Origin of the sequence: Acinetobacter sp. KB005, assembly GCF_049949095.1 — a bacterium.
GTDB lineage: Bacteria > Pseudomonadota > Gammaproteobacteria > Pseudomonadales > Moraxellaceae > Acinetobacter > Acinetobacter calcoaceticus.
Genome location: NZ_CP188191.1, coordinates 2,941,136 through 2,961,395 on the forward strand (window position 1 = coordinate 2,941,136; position 20,260 = coordinate 2,961,395).

At 33.4% G+C, this 20,260-nt stretch carries 23 protein-coding genes; 10 read left to right on the forward strand and 13 right to left on the reverse strand.

All coding sequences use genetic code 11. The annotated features are described in order from the left end of the window. Positions 1-17: 17 nt before the first annotated feature. The gene (locus tag ACPF64_RS14060) at positions 18-1,400 is read right to left on the reverse strand and encodes an aspartate aminotransferase family protein (RefSeq protein WP_127491958.1); all 1,383 of its coding nucleotides are present in this window, start codon (positions 1,398-1,400) and stop codon (positions 18-20) included. A 96-nt stretch (positions 1,401-1,496) separates the two neighbouring features. Here ACPF64_RS14060 and ACPF64_RS14065 point away from each other — a divergent pair, with 96 nt between their 5' ends. Continuing rightward, on the forward strand, positions 1,497-2,414 hold the full coding sequence (locus ACPF64_RS14065; protein ID WP_426454023.1) for a LysR family transcriptional regulator: 918 nt from the start codon (positions 1,497-1,499) through the stop codon (positions 2,412-2,414). 60 nt (positions 2,415-2,474) lie between these two features. Here the strand turns inward: ACPF64_RS14065 and ACPF64_RS14070 are convergent, their stop codons facing one another. Together ACPF64_RS14070 and ACPF64_RS14075 are read right to left on the reverse strand one after the other, a co-directional pair. After that, entirely contained in the window at positions 2,475-2,711 is a 237-nt protein-coding gene (locus tag ACPF64_RS14070; RefSeq protein ID WP_045431740.1) for a hypothetical protein, read from the reverse strand. Between the two features lie 337 nt (positions 2,712-3,048). After that, on the reverse strand, positions 3,049-3,258 hold the full coding sequence (locus ACPF64_RS14075; protein ID WP_004643165.1) for a hypothetical protein: 210 nt from the start codon (positions 3,256-3,258) through the stop codon (positions 3,049-3,051). A 353-nt stretch (positions 3,259-3,611) separates the two neighbouring features. On the opposite strand from ACPF64_RS14075, the gene ACPF64_RS14080 reads away from it, so the two are divergent. Beyond that, positions 3,612-3,788 carry a hypothetical protein gene (locus tag ACPF64_RS14080; RefSeq protein WP_004643166.1) on the forward strand — a complete coding sequence of 59 codons (177 nt, stop codon included), beginning with the start codon at positions 3,612-3,614 and terminating at the stop codon, positions 3,786-3,788. A gap of 277 nt (positions 3,789-4,065) precedes the next feature. Here the strand turns inward: ACPF64_RS14080 and ACPF64_RS14085 are convergent, their stop codons facing one another. Together ACPF64_RS14085 and ACPF64_RS14090 are read right to left on the reverse strand one after the other, a co-directional pair. Continuing rightward, entirely contained in the window at positions 4,066-4,296 is a 231-nt protein-coding gene (locus tag ACPF64_RS14085; RefSeq protein ID WP_205469186.1) for a hypothetical protein, read from the reverse strand. A 165-nt stretch (positions 4,297-4,461) separates the two neighbouring features. Further along, positions 4,462-5,922, reverse strand: coding sequence for a carotenoid oxygenase family protein (locus tag ACPF64_RS14090; protein ID WP_426454026.1), 1,461 nt, complete (start codon positions 5,920-5,922; stop codon positions 4,462-4,464). Positions 5,923-6,016: 94 nt separating this feature from the next. On the opposite strand from ACPF64_RS14090, the gene ACPF64_RS14095 reads away from it, so the two are divergent. Further along, entirely contained in the window at positions 6,017-6,637 is a 621-nt protein-coding gene (locus ACPF64_RS14095) for a TetR/AcrR family transcriptional regulator (protein ID WP_426454028.1), read from the forward strand. 111 nt (positions 6,638-6,748) lie between these two features. On the opposite strand, the gene ACPF64_RS14100 is transcribed toward ACPF64_RS14095, so the two are convergent. Next, positions 6,749-7,645, reverse strand: a complete 897-nt coding sequence (locus ACPF64_RS14100) for an AraC family transcriptional regulator N-terminal domain-containing protein (protein WP_426454030.1) — start codon at positions 7,643-7,645, stop codon at positions 6,749-6,751. A 188-nt stretch (positions 7,646-7,833) separates the two neighbouring features. Here ACPF64_RS14100 and ACPF64_RS14105 point away from each other — a divergent pair, with 188 nt between their 5' ends. Together ACPF64_RS14105 and ACPF64_RS14110 are read left to right on the forward strand one after the other, a co-directional pair. Then, the gene (locus ACPF64_RS14105; RefSeq protein ID WP_228267565.1) at positions 7,834-8,430 is read left to right on the forward strand and encodes an NAD(P)H-dependent oxidoreductase; all 597 of its coding nucleotides are present in this window, start codon (positions 7,834-7,836) and stop codon (positions 8,428-8,430) included. 20 nt (positions 8,431-8,450) lie between these two features. Continuing rightward, positions 8,451-9,539: an alpha/beta hydrolase gene (locus tag ACPF64_RS14110; RefSeq protein WP_426454033.1), complete on the forward strand. Its 1,089-nt coding sequence runs from the start codon at positions 8,451-8,453 to the stop codon at positions 9,537-9,539. A 231-nt stretch (positions 9,540-9,770) separates the two neighbouring features. On the opposite strand, the gene ACPF64_RS14115 is transcribed toward ACPF64_RS14110, so the two are convergent. From ACPF64_RS14115 to ACPF64_RS14135, 5 genes are all read right to left on the reverse strand, one after another. Then, positions 9,771-10,154, reverse strand: coding sequence for a hypothetical protein (locus tag ACPF64_RS14115; RefSeq protein ID WP_347020032.1), 384 nt, complete (start codon positions 10,152-10,154; stop codon positions 9,771-9,773). A gap of 38 nt (positions 10,155-10,192) precedes the next feature. Continuing rightward, positions 10,193-10,744 (reverse strand): hypothetical protein, encoded by a 552-nt coding sequence (locus ACPF64_RS14120; RefSeq protein WP_426454035.1) that lies wholly within the window; start codon positions 10,742-10,744, stop codon positions 10,193-10,195. Positions 10,745-10,971: 227 nt separating this feature from the next. Then, positions 10,972-11,331, reverse strand: coding sequence for an I78 family peptidase inhibitor (locus ACPF64_RS14125; RefSeq protein ID WP_426454037.1), 360 nt, complete (start codon positions 11,329-11,331; stop codon positions 10,972-10,974). Between the two features lie 188 nt (positions 11,332-11,519). Further along, positions 11,520-11,942, reverse strand: coding sequence for a hypothetical protein (locus tag ACPF64_RS14130; RefSeq protein WP_205469182.1), 423 nt, complete (start codon positions 11,940-11,942; stop codon positions 11,520-11,522). Between the two features lie 176 nt (positions 11,943-12,118). Further along, the gene (locus ACPF64_RS14135) at positions 12,119-12,415 is read right to left on the reverse strand and encodes a hypothetical protein (protein ID WP_426454039.1); all 297 of its coding nucleotides are present in this window, start codon (positions 12,413-12,415) and stop codon (positions 12,119-12,121) included. Positions 12,416-12,617: 202 nt separating this feature from the next. Between ACPF64_RS14135 and ACPF64_RS14140 the strand changes: the two genes are divergently transcribed. Beyond that, positions 12,618-12,881, forward strand: a complete 264-nt coding sequence (locus tag ACPF64_RS14140; protein ID WP_004642927.1) for an Arc family DNA-binding protein — start codon at positions 12,618-12,620, stop codon at positions 12,879-12,881. Positions 12,882-12,979: 98 nt separating this feature from the next. Here ACPF64_RS14140 and ACPF64_RS14145 read toward each other — a convergent pair whose 3' ends face one another. Further along, positions 12,980-13,120: a hypothetical protein gene (locus tag ACPF64_RS14145; RefSeq protein WP_270902532.1), complete on the reverse strand. Its 141-nt coding sequence runs from the start codon at positions 13,118-13,120 to the stop codon at positions 12,980-12,982. Positions 13,121-13,471: 351 nt separating this feature from the next. Between ACPF64_RS14145 and ACPF64_RS14150 the strand changes: the two genes are divergently transcribed. The 4 genes from ACPF64_RS14150 to ACPF64_RS14165 are packed head-to-tail and all read left to right on the forward strand — an operon-like array spanning position 13,472 to position 15,833. Beyond that, complete coding sequence (locus tag ACPF64_RS14150; RefSeq protein ID WP_426454041.1) at positions 13,472-14,206, forward strand: hypothetical protein; 735 nt, start codon at positions 13,472-13,474, stop codon at positions 14,204-14,206. Between the two features lie 23 nt (positions 14,207-14,229). Next, positions 14,230-14,763, forward strand: coding sequence for a PAAR domain-containing protein (locus ACPF64_RS14155; protein WP_426454043.1), 534 nt, complete (start codon positions 14,230-14,232; stop codon positions 14,761-14,763). 4 nt (positions 14,764-14,767) lie between these two features. After that, entirely contained in the window at positions 14,768-15,379 is a 612-nt protein-coding gene (locus ACPF64_RS14160) for a hypothetical protein (protein WP_426454045.1), read from the forward strand. Between the two features lies 1 nt (position 15,380). Then, positions 15,381-15,833, forward strand: coding sequence for a hypothetical protein (locus ACPF64_RS14165; RefSeq protein WP_426454047.1), 453 nt, complete (start codon positions 15,381-15,383; stop codon positions 15,831-15,833). Positions 15,834-15,939: 106 nt separating this feature from the next. On the opposite strand, the gene ACPF64_RS14170 is transcribed toward ACPF64_RS14165, so the two are convergent. Then, positions 15,940-20,226 carry an NACHT domain-containing protein gene (locus ACPF64_RS14170; RefSeq protein ID WP_426454049.1) on the reverse strand — a complete coding sequence of 1,429 codons (4,287 nt, stop codon included), beginning with the start codon at positions 20,224-20,226 and terminating at the stop codon, positions 15,940-15,942. Positions 20,227-20,260: the final 34 nt, after the last annotated feature.

Below are 20,260 nucleotides of genomic sequence, written 5' to 3' on the forward strand. Positions count from 1 at the left end.
TTTTAAGTCGATCAGTGTTATTTGACTTGATAAATTGCCTCGCCCACGGCATTCATGAGTCGTTGTAACTCTGCCTCTGTGCTATTAAACATTGGGCCAAACTGAAGCGTGTCGCCACCAAAACGGACATAGAAACCTGCTTTCCAAAGTTGCATACCAATTTCAAAACCACGAATCGTCGCATCACCATCACGTGGCGCTAATTGCACAGCACCAATCAGCCCGCAGTTGCGTATATCCAGAATGTTTGGAGCACCTTTTAACTCATGTAAAAGTTTTTCAAAGCTTGGAGCTAGAGCAGCTGATTGATGGATTAAATTTTTCTTTTCTAAAACGTCGAGTGTTGCTAAAGCAGCCGCACAAGCCACCGGATGCGCCGAATAGGTATAGCCATGGGTAAATTCAACCGCATGTTCTGGTAAATCTTGCTGCATAAAGGCATCATAAATTTCATGGCTTGCCACCACACCACCAAGTGGAATGGCACCGTTGGTAATTTGTTTGGCAAAATTTAAAATATCTGGCGTGACATCAAAATATTCTGAAGCTGTCCATTTCCCCATCCGCCCAAAACCAGTAATGACTTCATCAAAAATCAGCAAGATATCGTGTTGATCACAGATTTCTCTTAAGCGTTTTAAATAACCAGTCGGTGGTACAATGCACCCTGCCGAACCAGAAACGGGTTCTACAATGACTGCGGCAATATTAGATGCATCATGTAGCTCAATTAACTTAAGCATTTCATTGGCAAGCTCTACACCACCTGTTTCAGCACAGCCTTTGGTAAAACTTAAATCTGGCTGTAAGGTATGCGGTAAATGGTCTACATCCATGAGCTGACCAAACATTTTACGGTTACCGCCGATACCACCAAGACTTGTCCCTGCAACGTTTACACCATGGTAGCCACGTGCGCGCCCAATCAACTTGGTTTTGCTTGGTTTGCCTTTAATTCGCCAATAGGCACGAGCCATTTTGATTGCGGTATCGGCAGACTCTGAACCTGAGTCAGTAAAAAACACATGCTGCAATTTTTCAGGCATATGCTGAATAATTCGTTCAGCCAATTGAAATGACAAAGGATGACCAAACTGAAATGCTGGGGAGTAATCCAACTTTGCCAACTGAGTACTTACGGCTTGTTGAATTTCTGGAAGCGTATGTCCTGCACCACAAGTCCAAAGGCCCGACAAAGAGTCGTAGACTTCGCGGCCTGAGCTATCAATTAAATAAGATCCTTTAGCGCCAACAATCATTCGTGGATCTTTATGAAAATTACGATTTGCAGAAAATGGCATCCAATGCGCTTGATAATTTAAGCTCATCTGAGCATTTGATTGAACGGTTTCCGATGCAGAATCACCATCAGTTAATTTGTCGATATCAAACATAATCACTCTTCTTGTTTTGAGGCTATTTTTTGAGTGTACAGAGCGACATAGTTTTGATAAATTCAAATTATCTTGAGTTTAGATTTAAAAAAACAAAACTAAATGAAACCCAAAAAATTAAATCAAGTGACTGATTTTGATATCAAATTACTTAAAATATTTAAAACAGTTTGTGACTGTCATAGTTTTACATCTGCCGAAAGTATTCTTGGCATTAGCCGTTCTGCAATTAGTCTGCATATGAGTGATTTAGAAAATCGTCTGGGCATTCGGCTATGCCAGCGTGGACGCGCAGGCTTTGCATTGACTGATGAAGGACGGGAAATTTTAGAATATATAGAAGTGCTCACCGCCTCTATCGAAGATTTTCGTTCTAAAGTTAATCAGATGCATAATCGTCTAAAGGGTGAATTTAATATAGGTATTATTAACAACCTTGTGACCATGCCAAGTGGCTATATTACCAATACGCTGGCACAACTCGCCGAAGAACATTCTGAAGTAATTATTAACATTAGTATGAGCACGCTTTCAGATATTGAATGCCGTGTGCTAGACAACCGTTTACATGCTGGAGCAATTCCCCTTGTTACCCCTTTGTCTGGTCTAGATTATTTTGATTTATATAGTGAAAGTTCATTTTTGTATTGCGGTAAAAACCATCCACTGTTCAACCAATGTAGCAACCTCAATTTAGGTGAGTTAAAAACCTGGCAAGCCGTACTTCCCAATTACGCCATCACTCCAGAAGCAGCAAAGTTGCACCAGCTTTTAGATTGTAAAGCGACTGCAAGTGACCGTGAAGGAATTGCATTCCTAATTTTAACTGGAAAATTCTTGGGTTTTTTACCCGATCACTACGCAAAGAAATGGGTTGAAGATGGCTTTATGCAGCCAGTTTCAAAGGAAAAAATGCATTACAGCACGCCCATTTGCTTAATTACTCACAAAGGCAAAAACCACAATATTATTTTAAAAACTTTTATGGAGATGCTTGAGAAGCGAGTCATTGGGAATTAATAAATTATTTAACAGGTCATATCTTCAGATAAAAAAGAGCACCTAAGTGCTCTCTTGATCTTATTGATTTTTGGATAAGGCAAAATTTATTGCCCTATCATATGCGTGTTCTTGTAGCTCAGTATATACATAGAAATCCTGTTCTGCCTTGGTAACAGGATTAATGAGTTTCATTGGTTCATAACTATGAGTATTTAAATCATTGGGATCAACATCAAAAGCTTCTAATTGCTGCTCTCTCCACTCGCCACTTAGAACACCACCCACACAAAGCCATTTTGTTGAATTGTCTGACATATATAATCCTTATTATTGGAGGTGCTTTTATACCATATCACGACCACCTTTAAGTCAGTTTAATTTTTCACCCCATCAAAAGAAAAGCATCGTGTTTAGGAGCTTTATAGCTAAATTTTTTAGTTCATCTTGGTGACTAAATTTAATGTGCTTTAGATTTAATACATTTTTCTTTAAGCTCATCTAAAGCTGACAGTACCATTGGAGCAGTCATCATGCTTCTAAAGTGCATTCTTGTAGCAGACTGCCAAGACCAAATCAAAGCGGGCTTCCTGTGCCGTAAGGCGTTCGGCAAATTAAAATCAACTATTAAAAAACCCACCGAAGTGGGTCATGTTTATTCTATATAATAGCTGTTGCCATCGGAACTGTTGAAAACCAAATTTAAAGTAGGGTAAATACATTCACCTTTTAACAAAATATATTCAACTTTGGGTCTCTGAACTCTAGATGAATGATTGATTTTATTAGTATTTACTTCTGTATAGTTTGCCTGCGCTCTTTTTTCTTTACCTTGGAAATCAATAATTGTAATGTCTTTTAGCATTAATATGCTCCAATTTAATCATATATATTATGCTCAACAATATTTTTATACTATCAATATTTTGTAGGACACTAGATTGAATTAATTTTTAAAACTTTATTAATCCCATACCTTGAGAAAATTTATATATGTGTGCTTTATGTACCCCTACTTGAAAGTTGGATAACGTAATTTCAAAATTTAAAGGATAAGACTCAACAGGTTATATATAATTGATTTTATTTATGAAATAAGTCCTCGAGATAAAGATCTTTTCTGGGACAAATCAACACACATAAGTCTTAAAACTACCGCAATGTAACGGCTTTTAAAGCGTACTATGAGCTCTCCCTAGTGAAGATAAGAAGATAAAAATGTCGGGTTTTAAAAGTTTTTCTCAAAATACAACTAACCACGCCAATGTCATCAAAGCTAAAATGAATAAGCATTCTGCAGCAACACCACCTACTGAAACTCAGCCTTCACAAGTTCCTGGCACTGTAAAAGATCTGCCTGAGAATAATGAACAGCCTGATCCTAATAACAAATAATTTCTTATTAACAGTGCCTTGGAAGTTATTTTTGAGGCTCTGCTACTATAAAGAATAAATTAGTGCACTGATTTATTATACTATTAACTACTTTTATCAATTTGATTTGTTTAGTTATTTAAGAAATTACAGCCATTCATCCCAGAAAATTGATATGACTAGTCTCTCAGATATGAGGGGGCTTTTTTAATTGTTTTTAGTTAACCCGTATTTAGCAGACTTACCCTAAATAGATTAAGCCCGTCAAAATTGGCGGGCTTATTTTTTAATATCTGAATTATGAAAGGTATGGATGTTTTTGCGCCAAGTAATCATTCGCTATTTTTGTTGTCTCAGCATAGGTCAACTCCGCACACAGCCAAAATCGATAAGTGTTTTCACCAATAATATAGCTCTGGCGGTTGTATGTTGATTGTTTACTTGAATCTATTTCACTGGCTTCTAAGTACGTACCTTCACGGTTATTTACAACTTCACCGTCTAAATCACCACCAATGCAAATGAACATTGTACTAATCCATATAATTATAAAGATCAGCTTAACACACAAAGTAAAAAGCCCCGCCAATAATCAATATTTAGTGAGGCTTTCTCTGCAAAAACATGTTCAACATTGCAAATCAGATTAACTGCGCACCCTGTAAACAACATGCACAGAAAAATAGTTCTATTTCTATTCGTCCACCCAATTTGCATGAAAACCCAAAGGCACTCTTACAGGTAAATCAATAGTAGCTTGGGGTTCTTGCCCAATTTTTTTAGAATCGAGTATTACTACTTTACTTGGCTTTATCCCATCTAAAGCATGGATATACGAAATTAACCAACCATCGCCCTCTTCACTCTCAGCTTGTTTTGGTAAAAAAATTACTTCACCAGTGAAGTAATCATCACCATATGAATGCTTATAGGATTCACTTTTGAGTAAATCATGGACCAATAAATTATTTGCTTTTAAATTAATATTATCTACTGGCTCACCTTCATTTCCAACAGAAATTGAATAAGCAAAGCGATAGGGTTTCCCAACAAAACGTTCATCTAGACGAGGAAATTCTTGAGGAATTTTTGAAATTACTTTCCGTTTTAGAGTTTGAGTACCAAATTGCAAAGTCCATCTTTCAAACTGGATAAGCTGCTTATCTACTGGTCCCTGAATAGAGTCAGTAAAGGTCTTGGTGTGAACACAAGCATCAAAAATGATATCGCCATTTTCAAGATCATATGCATTAAATGAATGAAAAATAATACATGGATCTACATCAAACCATTTTATATCTTGTGCATCACCATTTTTTGGTAAGACACCTATTCGCGCAGGGTGCTTTTCATTCCATGAATAGGGTAATTGCATCCCTTGTAACATTCTCTCGATTGAAAAAGTTACAGGGAAATCCAGAACTAGCATTTTAGTTTTTGTCATACCGCAATCATGCATCATTGGCCCATGCTTAACAGGGATACTGACTCGCTTCTTAACTTGGCCCGATTGATCAATCACCTGATAATAGACTTGCATTGGCAGTAAAACATCATAGCAAATCGCATGTAATTCTTTAGTATCTGGGTCTACATGAGGATGAGCTGTAAAAGGATAATTATCTTTACTGTTGAATAAACCATATTTAAGGCTATTTAATTCATGATCTAAAGCGACTGGAAACGGTCCTGATTCTGTTATTGTCCAGATCTTTCCTGCATGACCAATAATATTCGTATTTGCGACATCAACTGGACCTCGAGGCTCACCTTTTATTTTCTCTCGCCCTAATTTTTTATGTATGTGATGCGTCCCTACATATCGATTTTTATACCATAATGCTTGACCATCTTTTAACCTTAGACCATGTACCATCCCATCGCCCATAAACCAATTATAGTTTGCAGGGTTTTCAACTTCTAATGGATTTGGGCCCATTCTTAAGAAAATGCCATTTAATGAAGATGGTATTTCTCCATGCACAACCAAATCACTTGAAAAAACCTCTTCAGTAACTGGCGCAAAAGGACCTACAAGAAAAGGATTATCTGGGCTATAGGGAACTCGGCTTTGATGGAAACTCAGAAACTTCCCTACTACGGAAGAAACCAGCTTATTGTTAACAATTTCATTACGGATACTTGTCCTGTTCATTCGATTACATCCTACCTGTTGATTAATTTTTTGTATAATTCCAGTATGTATCAACGAATGTATACACTGTATACATAATTAAAACTACACGAGGATGTGTATAGTGTCAACATCGAACACAAATCCAGCTTCTAGCTATCATCATGGTAATTTAAGAGAAGCTTTACTTATTAATGGCTTACAATTATTAGAATCTAGTCAGGATATTGATTTTAGTATGCGAGAACTGACCCGCATGATTGGTGTATCGCCAAATGCGGTTTACAGACATTTTGCAAATAAGGAAGAACTACTGACAGCTTTAGCTATATATGGATTTGAAGAATTAATAGAAGCTCAGGCGCATGCTATTCATAATGCAACTCACCCCAAAGACGGTTTTTTAAACTCAGGAAAAGAATACATATATTTTGCTATTAAAAATCCATCTTTATTTAGACTGATGTATAGCCAGTTTACTGTCGCTCAAGATGATGAAAAATTAAAATCTATGACAAATTTATTCTATACAGGAATGGTGTACGCAGCGGCAACAGCATTTGATGCCCCTGCCGATGCTGCCCAGAGTCAAACCATGGCAAGGTTAGCTTGGGGAATGGTTCATGGTCTAAGCTATTTAATTATTGATGGACAATTTAGTCATTTGAGTAATGATGAACTCAATATCATGATCGATAATGTGCTAAAAACAGCGATAGCTGTATCAGGAAACTAGCTGCCTTTAAGTTAAAAAACTATCGATAAAGGATAAGTTAAATTACTACAGTATGTTCATTCAAAAATATTCATTTCTATTTAGTTTAAATAGCTAGATAAATATATTATTTCAATTACTTAGATTGCGCATGCGTTTTATATCTCTGAGTGGAGGTTCCCCAAACATTCGGGCATATTCCCTATTAAACTGACTAACACTCTCATAGCCAACGCGTATAGCAGCACTACCAGCATCCATATCTTCATAAAGCATCCAATGTCGTGCATCTTGCAAACGCAAATTTTTTAAATATTGCAAGGGGCTTAATCCAGTAAGAGTACGGAAATGCTGTCTAAAAGTAGATGAACTCATATGCGCTTTGGCTGCTAATTCATCTATTAAAATAGTATTTGTATAGTTTAACTTCATCCAAGCAATTACTTGAGAAATTTGCTGACTTGGAGAGCCTACAGCAGCAAGATGTTGGAGCATTGGACCATGCTCACCGTCCAGTAACCGAATGATAATTTCTCGCTGAATTAAGGGTGCAATAAATGGAATTTTGTTAGGTTCATTTAAAAGTTTAATTAAACGCATTAAGGCATCAAGTAACCCATCATCTAATGCTATAACAGACATCGCTCTTGACGGTCCACCTTTGTAAATTCTGGAAGCATTCATTTCCGTAGCAATTTGTACAATTAAATTTGCATCCAGATCTAAGCGTAATCCTAAATAAGGTTCTGTTATTGTGGCTTGTGTTACATAAGAGACAACTGGTAAATCAATCGTATTAATAAGTGCTTGTCCAGAACCATAATCAAAGACATCTTCTCCAAGAGTTACGCGCTTTCTGCCTTGTAGTGTGACACCTAAACCCAAGCCAAATACACATGGCATCGGATCAGTAACTGTACTGCGACGATAAATAGATAATACTGGAATTTCTGTAGGATAGTCCCCATCGTTTTGAGCAATATCTTCAACTAAAGAAAGGAGGAAATTATCTACACTAGACCGATTCATTTTAGCCCGCTCCTCACAAAATCAGGATATCAATATACTGTTTAAGATTAACAGATTAAAATTTTATTAGTTATGCTTTTGCCACTTCTCATCGTATTAGGCAAGAATTAAAGCAAATTTGGCAATCTAATTCTTCGTCTCCAGTGCAAACTAATATCCTCAATAGGCAAATAAAACTTAGGGTATATATGATGAAAAAAGTATTAATTATTAATACACATCAATTCTATGAAGGTATTTCTACTGGCACATTAAATAGCTCAATAGTTGAAATTATTAAAGAAACAATGCTCAGTCTAGATTGTGAAATCCAGCTTACCGAGGTTGAAAAAGGCTATGATATCAATGAAGAAGTGAATAAACATTTATGGGCTGACTTAATCATCACCCAGTCTCCCGTGTATTGGTTTGGCTCTCCATGGATCTATAAAAAATATATTGATGAAGTCTTTACTGAAGGCATGAAACAGGGAAGTTTTTTAACTGGTGATGGACGTACTCGACAGGATCCAACCAAGCAATACGGTACAGGCGGAAAGCTTTTCGGTAAAAAGTACATGTTATCCCTAACATGGAATGCTCCTCAAGAAGCATTTAATGATTCTAATCAAAAATTATTTGAAGGTAGATCTGTTGATGATGCATTTATTCACAACACAGCAAACTACAAATTTTGTGGTGTTGAAATATTACCAACATTTTCATTTTTCGATGTCATGAAAAATCCACAGATTAACAATGATATCGAGTCTCTAAAACAACAGCTATCCCAAATTTTTGACTAATTTTGAATAAGGCTCATAACATGAAAAATGACATTTCTAATATCCTTAATACAAGACTAGTAACTGTTAAATTCAAATTACACAGTCTTGTTAAAAAAGGATTTTTAATTTCAACACTAACATTTGGAACCATGGTTTTTACTGCTCAAGCCACCCTTGCAGCAGAAATAAAAACGAAGATCAGCACAGAAATCAGTCAAAAAAATATGCGACATGTAACTTTCAAAAATGGTCAAATCATAATGGCTGGTAATTTGTATTTACCAGATAACTTCAATGAGAAAAAACAATATCCTACAATTATTGTGACTCATCCTGGCGGTGGTGTAAAAGAACAAACCGCAGGCTTATATGCGCAAAAGCTGGCTAAAAAAGGATTTATCACCTTAGCATTTGATGCCTCTCACCAAGGTGAAAGTGGCGGTGAACCTAGATTTTTAGAGAATCCAACTGAACGCATAGAAGATATTCGAAGTGGTATTGATTATCTCACGACATTGAAATTCGTTGATAAGAATCGTATTGCCGCACTTGGTATTTGTGCTGGTGGTGGATATAGCATTAATGCAGCAATGACAGAACATCGTATTAAAGCAGTGGGTACTGTGAGTGGTTTTGATATTGGTTTGGGATTCCGTAAAGGCTGGCATGGTGACGGAATTTTATCAGATCAATTAAAATTATTGGATCAAGTCGCTCAGCAACGAACCCGAGAAGCAAATGGTGCAGAACCTGTATATATCAATTATGTGCCTGAAAAACCTGATGCGAATACACCACATGATTTACGAGAAGCGACTGAATATTATAGAACTTCTCGGGGACAACATAAAAATTCACAGAATAAATTGTTATTTTCAAGTGTAGATAAAATTATTGCATTTGATGCAGCCGAGAATATTCAAGAATTACTTAAGCAGCCACTACTATTAATAGCGGGGAGTGATGCTGAATCATTGTGGCACAGTAAACATTTCTATGATTTAGCCAAAACTAAAAAAGAACTATTCCTTGTTGATCATGCAACACATATGACCATGTATGATCAACCTGATCACGTTGATCAAGCAGTAGACAAATTGGCTTCTTTCTATAATACAAACCTTTAATATCTCAGTTAGTACTCTGATAAGCTTTTAAGCATATTTAGGTTAAAAACTACTTATTCTTAAAAAGCTTATCAGTCATATTTCCATCAATTTTACTACAATGTCCATTTTCGAAATATCGATCTTCATGACATATAGTCTCAACTTTATGAGTAGACTGCCACACAGCTTTATCTATAATAGACATAAAAACTATTATATATTGCTCTTTAATTTTGAAATTAAGATAAATTAATACTTCCCTATCCTTATACGAAAACCATGAGGACTTTCATCCGTAATTTTAATTGTATAAAGATATTTAAGCTGTTTTTGATCTTTCCTCATATCAATTTTAACTACCCCATCAGCCTTCGCGCCAACTATATCAACTTTATAAAAGTAAAGTGGTCGTTTAGGGATAGAATAATGGTCCGATCCAAAACTACTGATACTATAACTTTTAATTTCTCCAAATTTCTCATTTATCGTTTTATCTGTATATATCACTGATTCAACTCTTTGAATATTTCCCTTATTATTAATAATGAAATATGCCCCACCAAAAATAAGAAAAATTACAGTTAATAAAGCGATGTTCCGTTTTTTCTTCAAGTCTTTAAATTCTATAAACATGTTGTTTTGTCGATATTTAGCAAAATTAATTATACAAACTATAGTGGTTTAATAGACCAGTTAACCAAATTAATTTCCAAAGGTAAGTTCGGGTTGTTCCACGCTGCTTTGATTTTATCTATTTTTCTTTGATTCTCTGTTGTTTGTTTACCATTTACACGTACATAAATATTTCCACTTTTTTCGTCATATCCAACAGTTTGAACTTTAGAAAAATATTTACTAGCTAATTTAGCAGCTTTATCTAATTGTCCTTTAGCATTTTCTCTTGTTTCTTTAGCTCCGTATTGAATTTCTATAGGCAAATTGCTTTTTGAAATAGCATTCCCTACTAATATATTGCGTTTCTCATTCTGGCCATAACCTTTAACTCTAACCACAATTTTATATGTAGGTGAGTTTTCAACATAAATACCAGCTATCCGCCCCTTGAACTCCTCTTCAATAGCATCTAAAGCAGAGTCTCGGTTAGCTTCTAAAAACAATGCTTGATTTGCTTCTGCTGTGCTAACGCCATGCAATAAAGAATAACTACGGATGTCCTGCTCAAATCCTTCATTTGATACAGCAGATGTATAAGATGATGACATTTAAATTGTTAGTGCTAATACTTTTTTCACTTTTACCTTCTAATCAGAAATAAGGTTAAAATATAACGATATATTCTTTATATAAAAACCAACCAAATTTTAAAAATGAGCTGCATAACCTTAAGTATTCACGTGATACTCACTACTAAATATAATATTTCTAAGGAAAAATTAGAAAATTACAATTTATAAAACAAAATATTATGAACGATTATTTTTTGTTTAAGTTAGCCACACGCACTAGCTACTATTCGTTTTGTTTTTGGATCAATTACTATAGTGACTCGATCTGGGCGGAAGTCTTCAGTAAGCGCTTCTCCTGGATAAGCACTTCGATAAATTCGAGCATTGGTCATCGATAGAACCTGCTTTTCGGTTAAGCCAGTTTTACCTATAAAATTTTTAACTTTAATTGGATCACAGTCAAAAGATGAGTCCCATTTTTTACTTGTGCCAAGGACTGGAGGCTTGACTTTTTTCTCTGGTGGCTGCGCTTGAACTTGTTTAGGAGTTTCAGGGTTTAATACATTATTTGAACAAGCTGAAAGCACACTCATCACGAGCCCTATAAAAATATATCTTTTCATACTTATTAACTTTATTAATTATTCAATTGATACCAATATATCATAAGTTAAAAGATAGAAAGCCCCGCCAATAATCGATATTTAGCGAGGCTTTCTCTGCAAAAACATGTTCAATACTGGTACTTATAATTAAGATATAGGACATAGAAGACTTAGATTATTCCCATTAAAAAAGAGCCTTTCGGCTCTTAAAAATCTAATTTTTTACTTTCTTGAGACTGCCGGTAAGCAACAATTATCTTCTCTTCAATTTGTAAATTTTCTAAAGTAAAATCATCTTCAATAGACCGTAGTTTGGAGTTTGTAGGAGCTGATGTACTATGTGAAGGCAAATGCTTTGGAATAGTTATCAATTGGGTTCTTTGGCTTATATACTTTTCAAGCGCAGCATCCAAATCGGTTTTCTCAAAAAATATATAATCAATATTTAAAGAGTTCACTGTAATGACTTCACAACCATAAAAATTATTAAAGTCTTTGCTTAAATCGGTGTTTGGGTCATGCAAGATATCTTCGTAAGTCTGTAAACTGATAAACAGTAAATCAGGATTTCTATCATAACGATCATGATAGCTTGTCCTGCCTTGAACTAAATCAATTCTAATCGTCATAATAATTACTCAAGATGTTGAATCTCAAATATACCAAATAAAAAATTAAAAGCCCCACCAATAATCGATATTTAGCAAGACCTAGTGTACAGACCATTCTGTATTAATTTATATCCCCAAAAAAATGCTATCGCACTTATGAAATTTAATTGAATACTTTGATTTTATTTATCAACTTAACTACAGTTTGAATAGATGATCTTCGATTCGTTATCAATCACAACACTCAGTCGATCATAATGTAAGTCTGACCTTACAGGTTCACCTTTACGAGAAATCCGCACAACACCTGCATTAGTTATTTTCTTTAACTCTGCCTCACTAGGAACAGACTGTCCTATAAGCTTTTGAGCCTCATTAGGATTGCAATAAGTATCTTTAGGCTTTACTTCTAATGGGGTTTCTTTAGGTTCATTGGTTGCACACCCAATCACACCAAAAATAATTAAGCAATTTAATAGAATTTTTTTCATACCCCCCCTTGGGATTCATTTCTATATTTAATACTCTTGTTTATTTACATCCAATTTCAGATATTCAGCTCAAAAAAATCAGCATTTAAGAAATCTTTTATTCAGTAAAAAGTACTATGTACTGTTTTTTAGTTCAAATTGTCCTACAATTATCTTTAAGTCTTACTTTATAACAAAAATCTATTACAGGGATGGAATAACTATGACAAATATCAATGATAGCGAACCTATATCGCCTCAATATAGCTTACGCTTACCTATAGAACTTCGCGAAAAACTTACAAATGCAGCAAAGAGCAATTCCCACTCACTAAACAAAGAGATAATTATAAGACTTGAACAATCATTAATTTTAGAAAAGTGTCCTGAGTGTGTTAAGTACTTACAGACAGTGAAGAACCATGAAAAAATATTTGAAGAACAATATAAAATGTTTGAGGAGTTAAATAGAAAAGATACAGAATAGAAGTATGAAAATACGTTTATACTAAATCACATATATCCTATGTACAAAAAGCCCACCATTCGATGAGCTTTTTATTTAATTAAAATTAACGGTATGTATTAGGCTTTAAATTCTGCTAATACAAAGTTTTTTACTATTTCATCAAAAGTTGGTTTCAGAAGAGTTGGCTTGCTATTTTTTATAGTTTCATACCAATAACTCGCTGCAACTCCCATACTGAACAAAGCTAACAATTTCATTGCTCACCTCACTTATTGGGAAGAGTGAAACTTAAAGTATCATTCGCGTTTGTAGCCTTCCAACTCGTTTTAGCGAGGTTTCTGTATATATTTTAAGCAATGTGTAATAAAAAAGCGTACATCTTTGGGAGCTTTTTCCTTTAACGCTATGTATTTATATTAAGAATAATTAATGATCATCATTGAATTTTAAGATAAAATTAAATTCTTTAAACATTCTTTATTTCGAGTATCAAACAAAAAAATATCACAAAATATACTTAAAATTTGAACTAAATCACATTTTACGATTGCTGTTCCTTATATCATTTGTCAAAATAAGGATATTTCGAATATTAATAATTTTTTGGTATGTCAAATCAATTAAATAGCTTTTTAGAAATTTTAGATAGTCTCGGTTTAGATGAAGAAACTAAGAAATATTGTATAATCATAATTGCATTTATTATAATTCTTTCAATGCTTGTTCCATTATTAGAGAAGATGGGATTTTTTAAACTCTTTTCAATGTTTTTTTCTAAATTCTTTTCAAATCCAATTACAACTGAAGAAGATATTAAAGTTTTGAACGAACTAATAAACTTTGAACTATTAAACTCAGATCAAATCAAGAATAAACCGTATGCTTTGCAAGCTAACTTGCTTAAAGAATTAGCACTTTTGAACAATTATTTCAAAAGCAATTTATCGGATATTTTTACCCTAAAGTTTTTATTTACTCGGGAAGAACCTAAACGAGCTAAAAGGCTATATTCTTCCAAAATTGACAAATATTTAGAAAAATCTGGAGACAGGTACATTGTAAAAAAATGGGTAAACTTCTGGGTAGTATATATTCCACTTTGGATATGGATGTCTATTTATTGTTTTATTGCTTATAAACTTTTAAAAATTTTATTTTTATCAAAAGAATTTCAAAATAGTGAACCTATTGCTCTATGGTATTACTTCTTGATTGTTGTTGCAGTTCTTGGAACTGGATGGTTGACAAGTTTTCTCTTACAACCTTGGCAAGCCAAAACTTTTACTAAACTTAAAAGTAGTAATCCAAAATTAAGATTACAAAGAAAAGATTATAAAAAATAATTATTTGTTTTAGGAGCTCGTAAATGAAACCAGCAATTGTTATAGGCAATGTTACCGACCACGGTGGAATAGTAAGTACTGGCGATAGTACATATTTAATTGATGGTAAAGCTGCGCATGTTGAGGGCATGAATCATTTTTGTCCTAAATGCAAAGTTACTGTTACTGCTCTCTCAAGTAGTCCGCTTGTAGTTATTAATGGTCGGGCAATAATTGTGGCAGGTGATAAAGCTAGCTGTGGCGTAACCTTCTTACCCAGTCAGAGTTTATTGGTTCGTGATCAAGGTAGTTCAAGCGGATCTGGCAACTCTACAACTAAAGATAGCTTTGTTCAGAATATAGAAAAAGAGAATAGTGTCATTTTCCAATTTAAGGATCCAAATACAGGTAAACCATTAACCGATTTTCCATATATTCTTACTCTTCCAAATGGCGAACAGGTGGAAGGTAAAACTAATAAAGCAGGAAAAACTGAACTTGCTATTACTGGTGTAAAACCAGAGCAAGTCAAAATCGAGACCTTAGATCTTTCAGAACCAATGCCACCTCTGGAGTAAAAATATGGGTAATCAACCAATTACTAAAAATATTCCCCCTAATAGCAAAGCTTGGGATGGTTATCCCTCTAAAGTTGAAAGCTGTAATGTTCCTAAGCCGTTCTGCTATTTACAATTTGATCGTCCAATTGCAATGCCTTATACCTTCATGATGTCAGTGCAGCAATGGGAATATGTAGAAAGAAGGAATAAATTAGAATTTTTATTAGCGGTTCGGTTTGGCATGGAATATGACATTGCAAAACTAAATGAAGACGTTTTAATTTCCACAGGTTTCCACACTGGAATGTATGTAAAGTTCCAACATTATTTAAGAAAACACTATCAAAAAGATGCTGCTGTATTAATGGCAGTTTTCCAGAGTAATGCTTTCACCACCCGATTTGGAACATCTTTTGCGATTGAAGATTTAATTGGCCTAAAAGGTGCTATCGATGATTTACGGATTGACGATATCATGACTGGGGCACATATGATTTCGCGAAAAAATGGTTATGCTACACAAATTAATAGAAAGATGTATCGACAAAACTTTAACCAAGACTACAATCCTACTATGTTAAAAACCTTAGCTGCACAAGGATTGTATCCTGATGAAATCGAAGGAATCTTCTAGAATGAAGAAATATTTATTAATTTGCCTTTTGCCTATTTTTACGACTGCTTGTAGTGCTAAACCAACCCCACAAGAAGAACTAGATATTCAAGCTACCTTTTTGCCTACTGTATTCAATCTTGATGCCGGTACTTATGCTTTAGCTCCAAAAGAAGCTCCCACAGCTTTAACCAAACAATTGTATGATGATGCTTTATTTAAGCTTGGTTTATTAAAAAGATATGATGACCAAGCAAGTGCAGAATCCAAACTTGAAAAGTCTGTAAGACCTGTTGCTTTAAATACTTTATGTTTAATGGGTAAGTTCGTTACTAATCCAAATTATGTAAAAGCTGCAAAGCATAGTATTGAGCAAGAGCCTGATTTAAATAAATGGCTCAAAGAAAAACAACCAAAATGGCAAGAAGCTTTGAAAAAAGAGAACAAGGAAATCTTTGATCATCCTTGTTTATAAATAATGGATTAAAATTAATTTTAAAATTTCGGTATTATTTATTTACCAATCCATTATCACTATCATGGATAGTAAAAAGAGACCGTCTTATTGGTCTCTTTTCTTTTTAAGTATTAGAAACTAGGCCCCGTTTATTTAAATCAATTACAATTACTTTTATAGAGTCAATAGTTGGCCATTGCGAGGCTATACCATGCCAATAGTTTTGAAGAGTTTCTTCTAACTCATTTAACCCAACTCTGCTTCCATTTATAATCCATTTTTTATTCGTGTTCTGAGCAACTAATAAAAATACTCCACAACCAGAAGTAGCTTCACGTAAATAATCTCCTACTAATTGATTTCTTAGTCTTTCACATAAATCTGGTCCCGTCCAATTTTTATCCAGAATCTTTAATTCAATCGGTACTGGACTATTTATTCTCGGATTCTCTAATCTGATATCTGTACGTTGACTATTTGCAAGTTCATTTTCTTGAGATACAGAGTATTTATTTTGTGCTGTTTTCCTTAATTCACTGGCAATAAGATTTCTCATTTCTGTTTCCTCTTCTACTCTTTGCCAAGTACGCCATTGGCTATCATCTCCATTTTCTAGCCAATCCTTCAGCTCAAAAATTCTAAGTAAAGCTAAACTAAACAACTCTTTATGTGTTTTAGGTTTTATATTTCCAAAAATTTCAAATTGCAGCAATTGCTCACTTTCCCATGGTTCTAAATCACCACATGATAGTGCAATGTTAGAAGCTGTTTTTAATAACCAATTTCGACGGTTATGATCTTTAGTTTCTTTAGATAAATCTTTAATGGCATAATAAGTTTCTGCACATGGAATATCTTTTAAATATGAAAATAATAGATCTCTTGCATCTTGAGCATCATCTCTTAAGCCAGGTGAATAAACAATTAAACTAGGTCTTAAAATATCCTCATCAGGTTTTATATATTCATGCATCAACGAGTAGAGTCGTTTTAAATGTTGTACTTCTTTTAATTGATCAATTTTAGTTTTACCTTTAACTGAACCTTTTCTACCAGTTAAATTACAGATAAACTCCTGCGCAGCGTAAGTTGCATCTTTAAATGGCAATTGTTTTAGCCATTTTTCCAAATTATTTATTCCATTTTCTGGCTCACTATCTACAAATAATGCAAACCACCAAGCTTTATCGCCTACTGAATCAGATATTTTTATTCTCTTTTTAGATAATCTACTAAGGTCTTCTTTTAAAAGATCTGATCTTAGTATGATTTTTAATATGTAACTATTAGTTTGTTTATGTAGTAATTTATCGTTACTAATTAACCAATTAAAGATTTTTGGAGCTATATCTACATATAACCAAGGTGCATGGTGGAATATCTTCTGAAGAATATGACTATGATTATGTTCAAGAGCTGGATCAGATGTTTCAAGCTCCCAAACTACTTCTTTCATTACAGACTCACTGACGAGATCAGGAAAAAACTTATAAAACTTTTCCAACCATGATGGAAAATCATTTAACTGCCAAGAAAGATATCTAAGCGCATGTTTAATTTCATAAATATTTAAATTTGAAGGGAAATTTTCATTTTCATTTGATTCTATTTGTAAACCAGCTAGACCAAAAATCACAGTGTAAGGAGTACTATTTATTGGCAAACGTTCCTCTGAATGTAATTTAGGTTTATAGATGCGCCAAAATTTGATAGCTGCTTCACGATATGCAAAAGCAACTTGAGTCCCGAATTCACTTATTAAGATTTTCCAATTTGAATAGTCTTCACGATTCGTTGATTCCTTTCCATAAATAAACTCATTCATTAACCAGTAGCAATCATTAGTTAATTCACCTTTTACAAAATAAGATGAATTACTAAGTCGTTCAGGATCATTTTTTAATGATTTAATCCAATTTAATCTAGCCTTTGTATTTTTTAATTTTTCTTTTTCCTGTTTTAACCTTGTTTTCTGCATTTTTTCTTCATGTTTTTTTTGACTATCACTTATAATAGGATTAATAAGATTTTCTAAATGTATTGATAAGGCTGGGTAAATAGAACATAATATTTTAATTTTTTCCAACATCCATTCAGGTTTATCATTTTGATGATATACCATAAATACTCTATTAAGGGCTATTAATTTATCATCCATTAATAACTTATTATCAATAAAAGATAGCAACCGCTCAAAATCTTTTATATTAAATTCCCAGAAATGATCAAAACAAGAAATCTTCCAATCATCAGTAATTTTTTTTTGCTCATACTGCCGTAATAATGCTATTGAATGCCAATATAGATTATCATTTAATTCACTCCACTCATGAATAAGTGATCTCAACCTATTTTGTTCATTCCTATCAAAATAACCATCATTATATTCCAACCATCTAACATTTATTAATAATTCAAGCACATGATTCTCAAGTGCTAGCTGGCTACGGCACTCAACTAACTTTTCAATTATTTTATATACTGTTTTAAGTAGCCATAAATATTTTTTAGAAATTTGGGACTCTTTTCTCTCATAAAAATCATTTGTCGGAAGTAACTTATCAATACCAACTAATAGTTGATATCTTAATTTTTGATCACAATTATTTATAAATTTTTCTAACTCTTCATTTAAACCAGTAAATTCATATTTTTTATAATCTGATGATTTCTTTAATGAAAATATAAGTAGATCAACTATTTCTTTATCTGGTTTAACTCCTTCTACTAATTCTGCGATTAGTTGCCTATTTAAAATTTCTTCATTTTCATTTAATTTTGTCCAGAATTCAATTTTTTCTATTCTATTTGTACATGACATAATAGCCCTAATAGATATTCGTCTGGAATACATATCACGAGCCTGATCAAGAGCTATAGGTTTCAATAATGGAATACACTTACTGAACTTTCCTTGCCAAACTATTTTCCCTAAAGAGAAAATAACATCTTCATTATTAAAATATTTTTGTATCAGAAATAACACTTCTTCTTCAAAATCAGAACTGACAATTTTTGAAATTGAATCATTATCTCTGATAGAACGATCATCTAAATTATGAGAAACTCTATTTATATATTCAGAAAAAAACTGTTTGCGTATACTGTGAGATAATTGAGAGGGGTCACCACTTTCAAAGGCTAGTTCCGGTTGAAACTTAATTACTTTTTGGCATATTTTTTCATCTAAAAGAATTAACCATGGTAAAATTCCTCGAAGAGAAGGTGTTATAATGTTTTCTCCAAATTGTTCTTTAAAAAAAAGTTTTTCTGCTGCCAGTCTATTATCGCCATTTAACTGTTTTGAGAACCATTGGGCTGCCAGAAACTCACATATATCTCTATGTCTAAATAGTACTGCTCCATAAATAATGTCGTTAAAGATACCAGACTCTAATAATTTATATATCTCATCATCCGTCCAATCAGGGAGCAGGTCTGATGCATTTAAAGTATATTTATCCTGTGGAGAGAGAGGAACTGTAATATTAGATTTAGAGGTTAGTATCACTGCTGCTGCCAGTCTTTGAGCACCACCCAATAACTTTTCTAAACTTACAGGTACAGATCGTCTGTCTTTAGTATGAGAATCTTTTAAACGTTGTTCAATATTATATTTGAGGATTTCTAAGCGAGAACCTACCTCTTCGTCATCTTTCCATTTTGTTATAATATTTTCTAAATCAAAGGGTCTTTCGGCCAAGCCTAATAACTCAAATTTCTTAATTTTATATATTAATTTATCTATATTTAGAACTTGCCTTAAATTACAGAATTTCTCAATTTCCTCATAACCTAAAGGAGATAAAGTGACTACTTTAATTATATTTTCTTTATTTTCTTCTAATTTTTTTTGATCATTTTTATTCGAATCAGGATTAAATAAATCAGAAATAATTAAATTATCTTTTAATATTTTTTCATCTTCTTGATAACGCCAACTATATGGTCTACTAGAAATATAAATACTACATCTTTTTGATGCAGGCTGAATTTTTCTTGCAAATTTACTTATAGCCTTCTGAAATGCTCTTGGATCTTCTAAACGTGCTTCATCCACAGAATCTAAGAAAAACCAAGCTTTTTTTTCAGGAGATGTTAACCATTCTTCAAAACGGTCTCTATCCCCGACTTCAAATGATTCTATAAAATCACTATCAATATCTTCTATTCTAATAAAAAAAGATAATTTATCATCCTTTTCAAGTTTTTTCGCCTGCTGCTTAAATTCTTCTGTTTTTCCTGCCCCAGCTTCTGCCAAAACTATACATCTATTATATTTTGCTAATAAATCTTCCCATGTTAATAATCCTTCAGAATCCCTACTTAATGAGTAATCACTATTTGTAACCTGAGAGTCACTATTAGATGATATCTGTGAAAATTTTCTATTAAGTTCGATATAACTCATAATTTTTTTGATTTGTATCTAATAATCAATACTA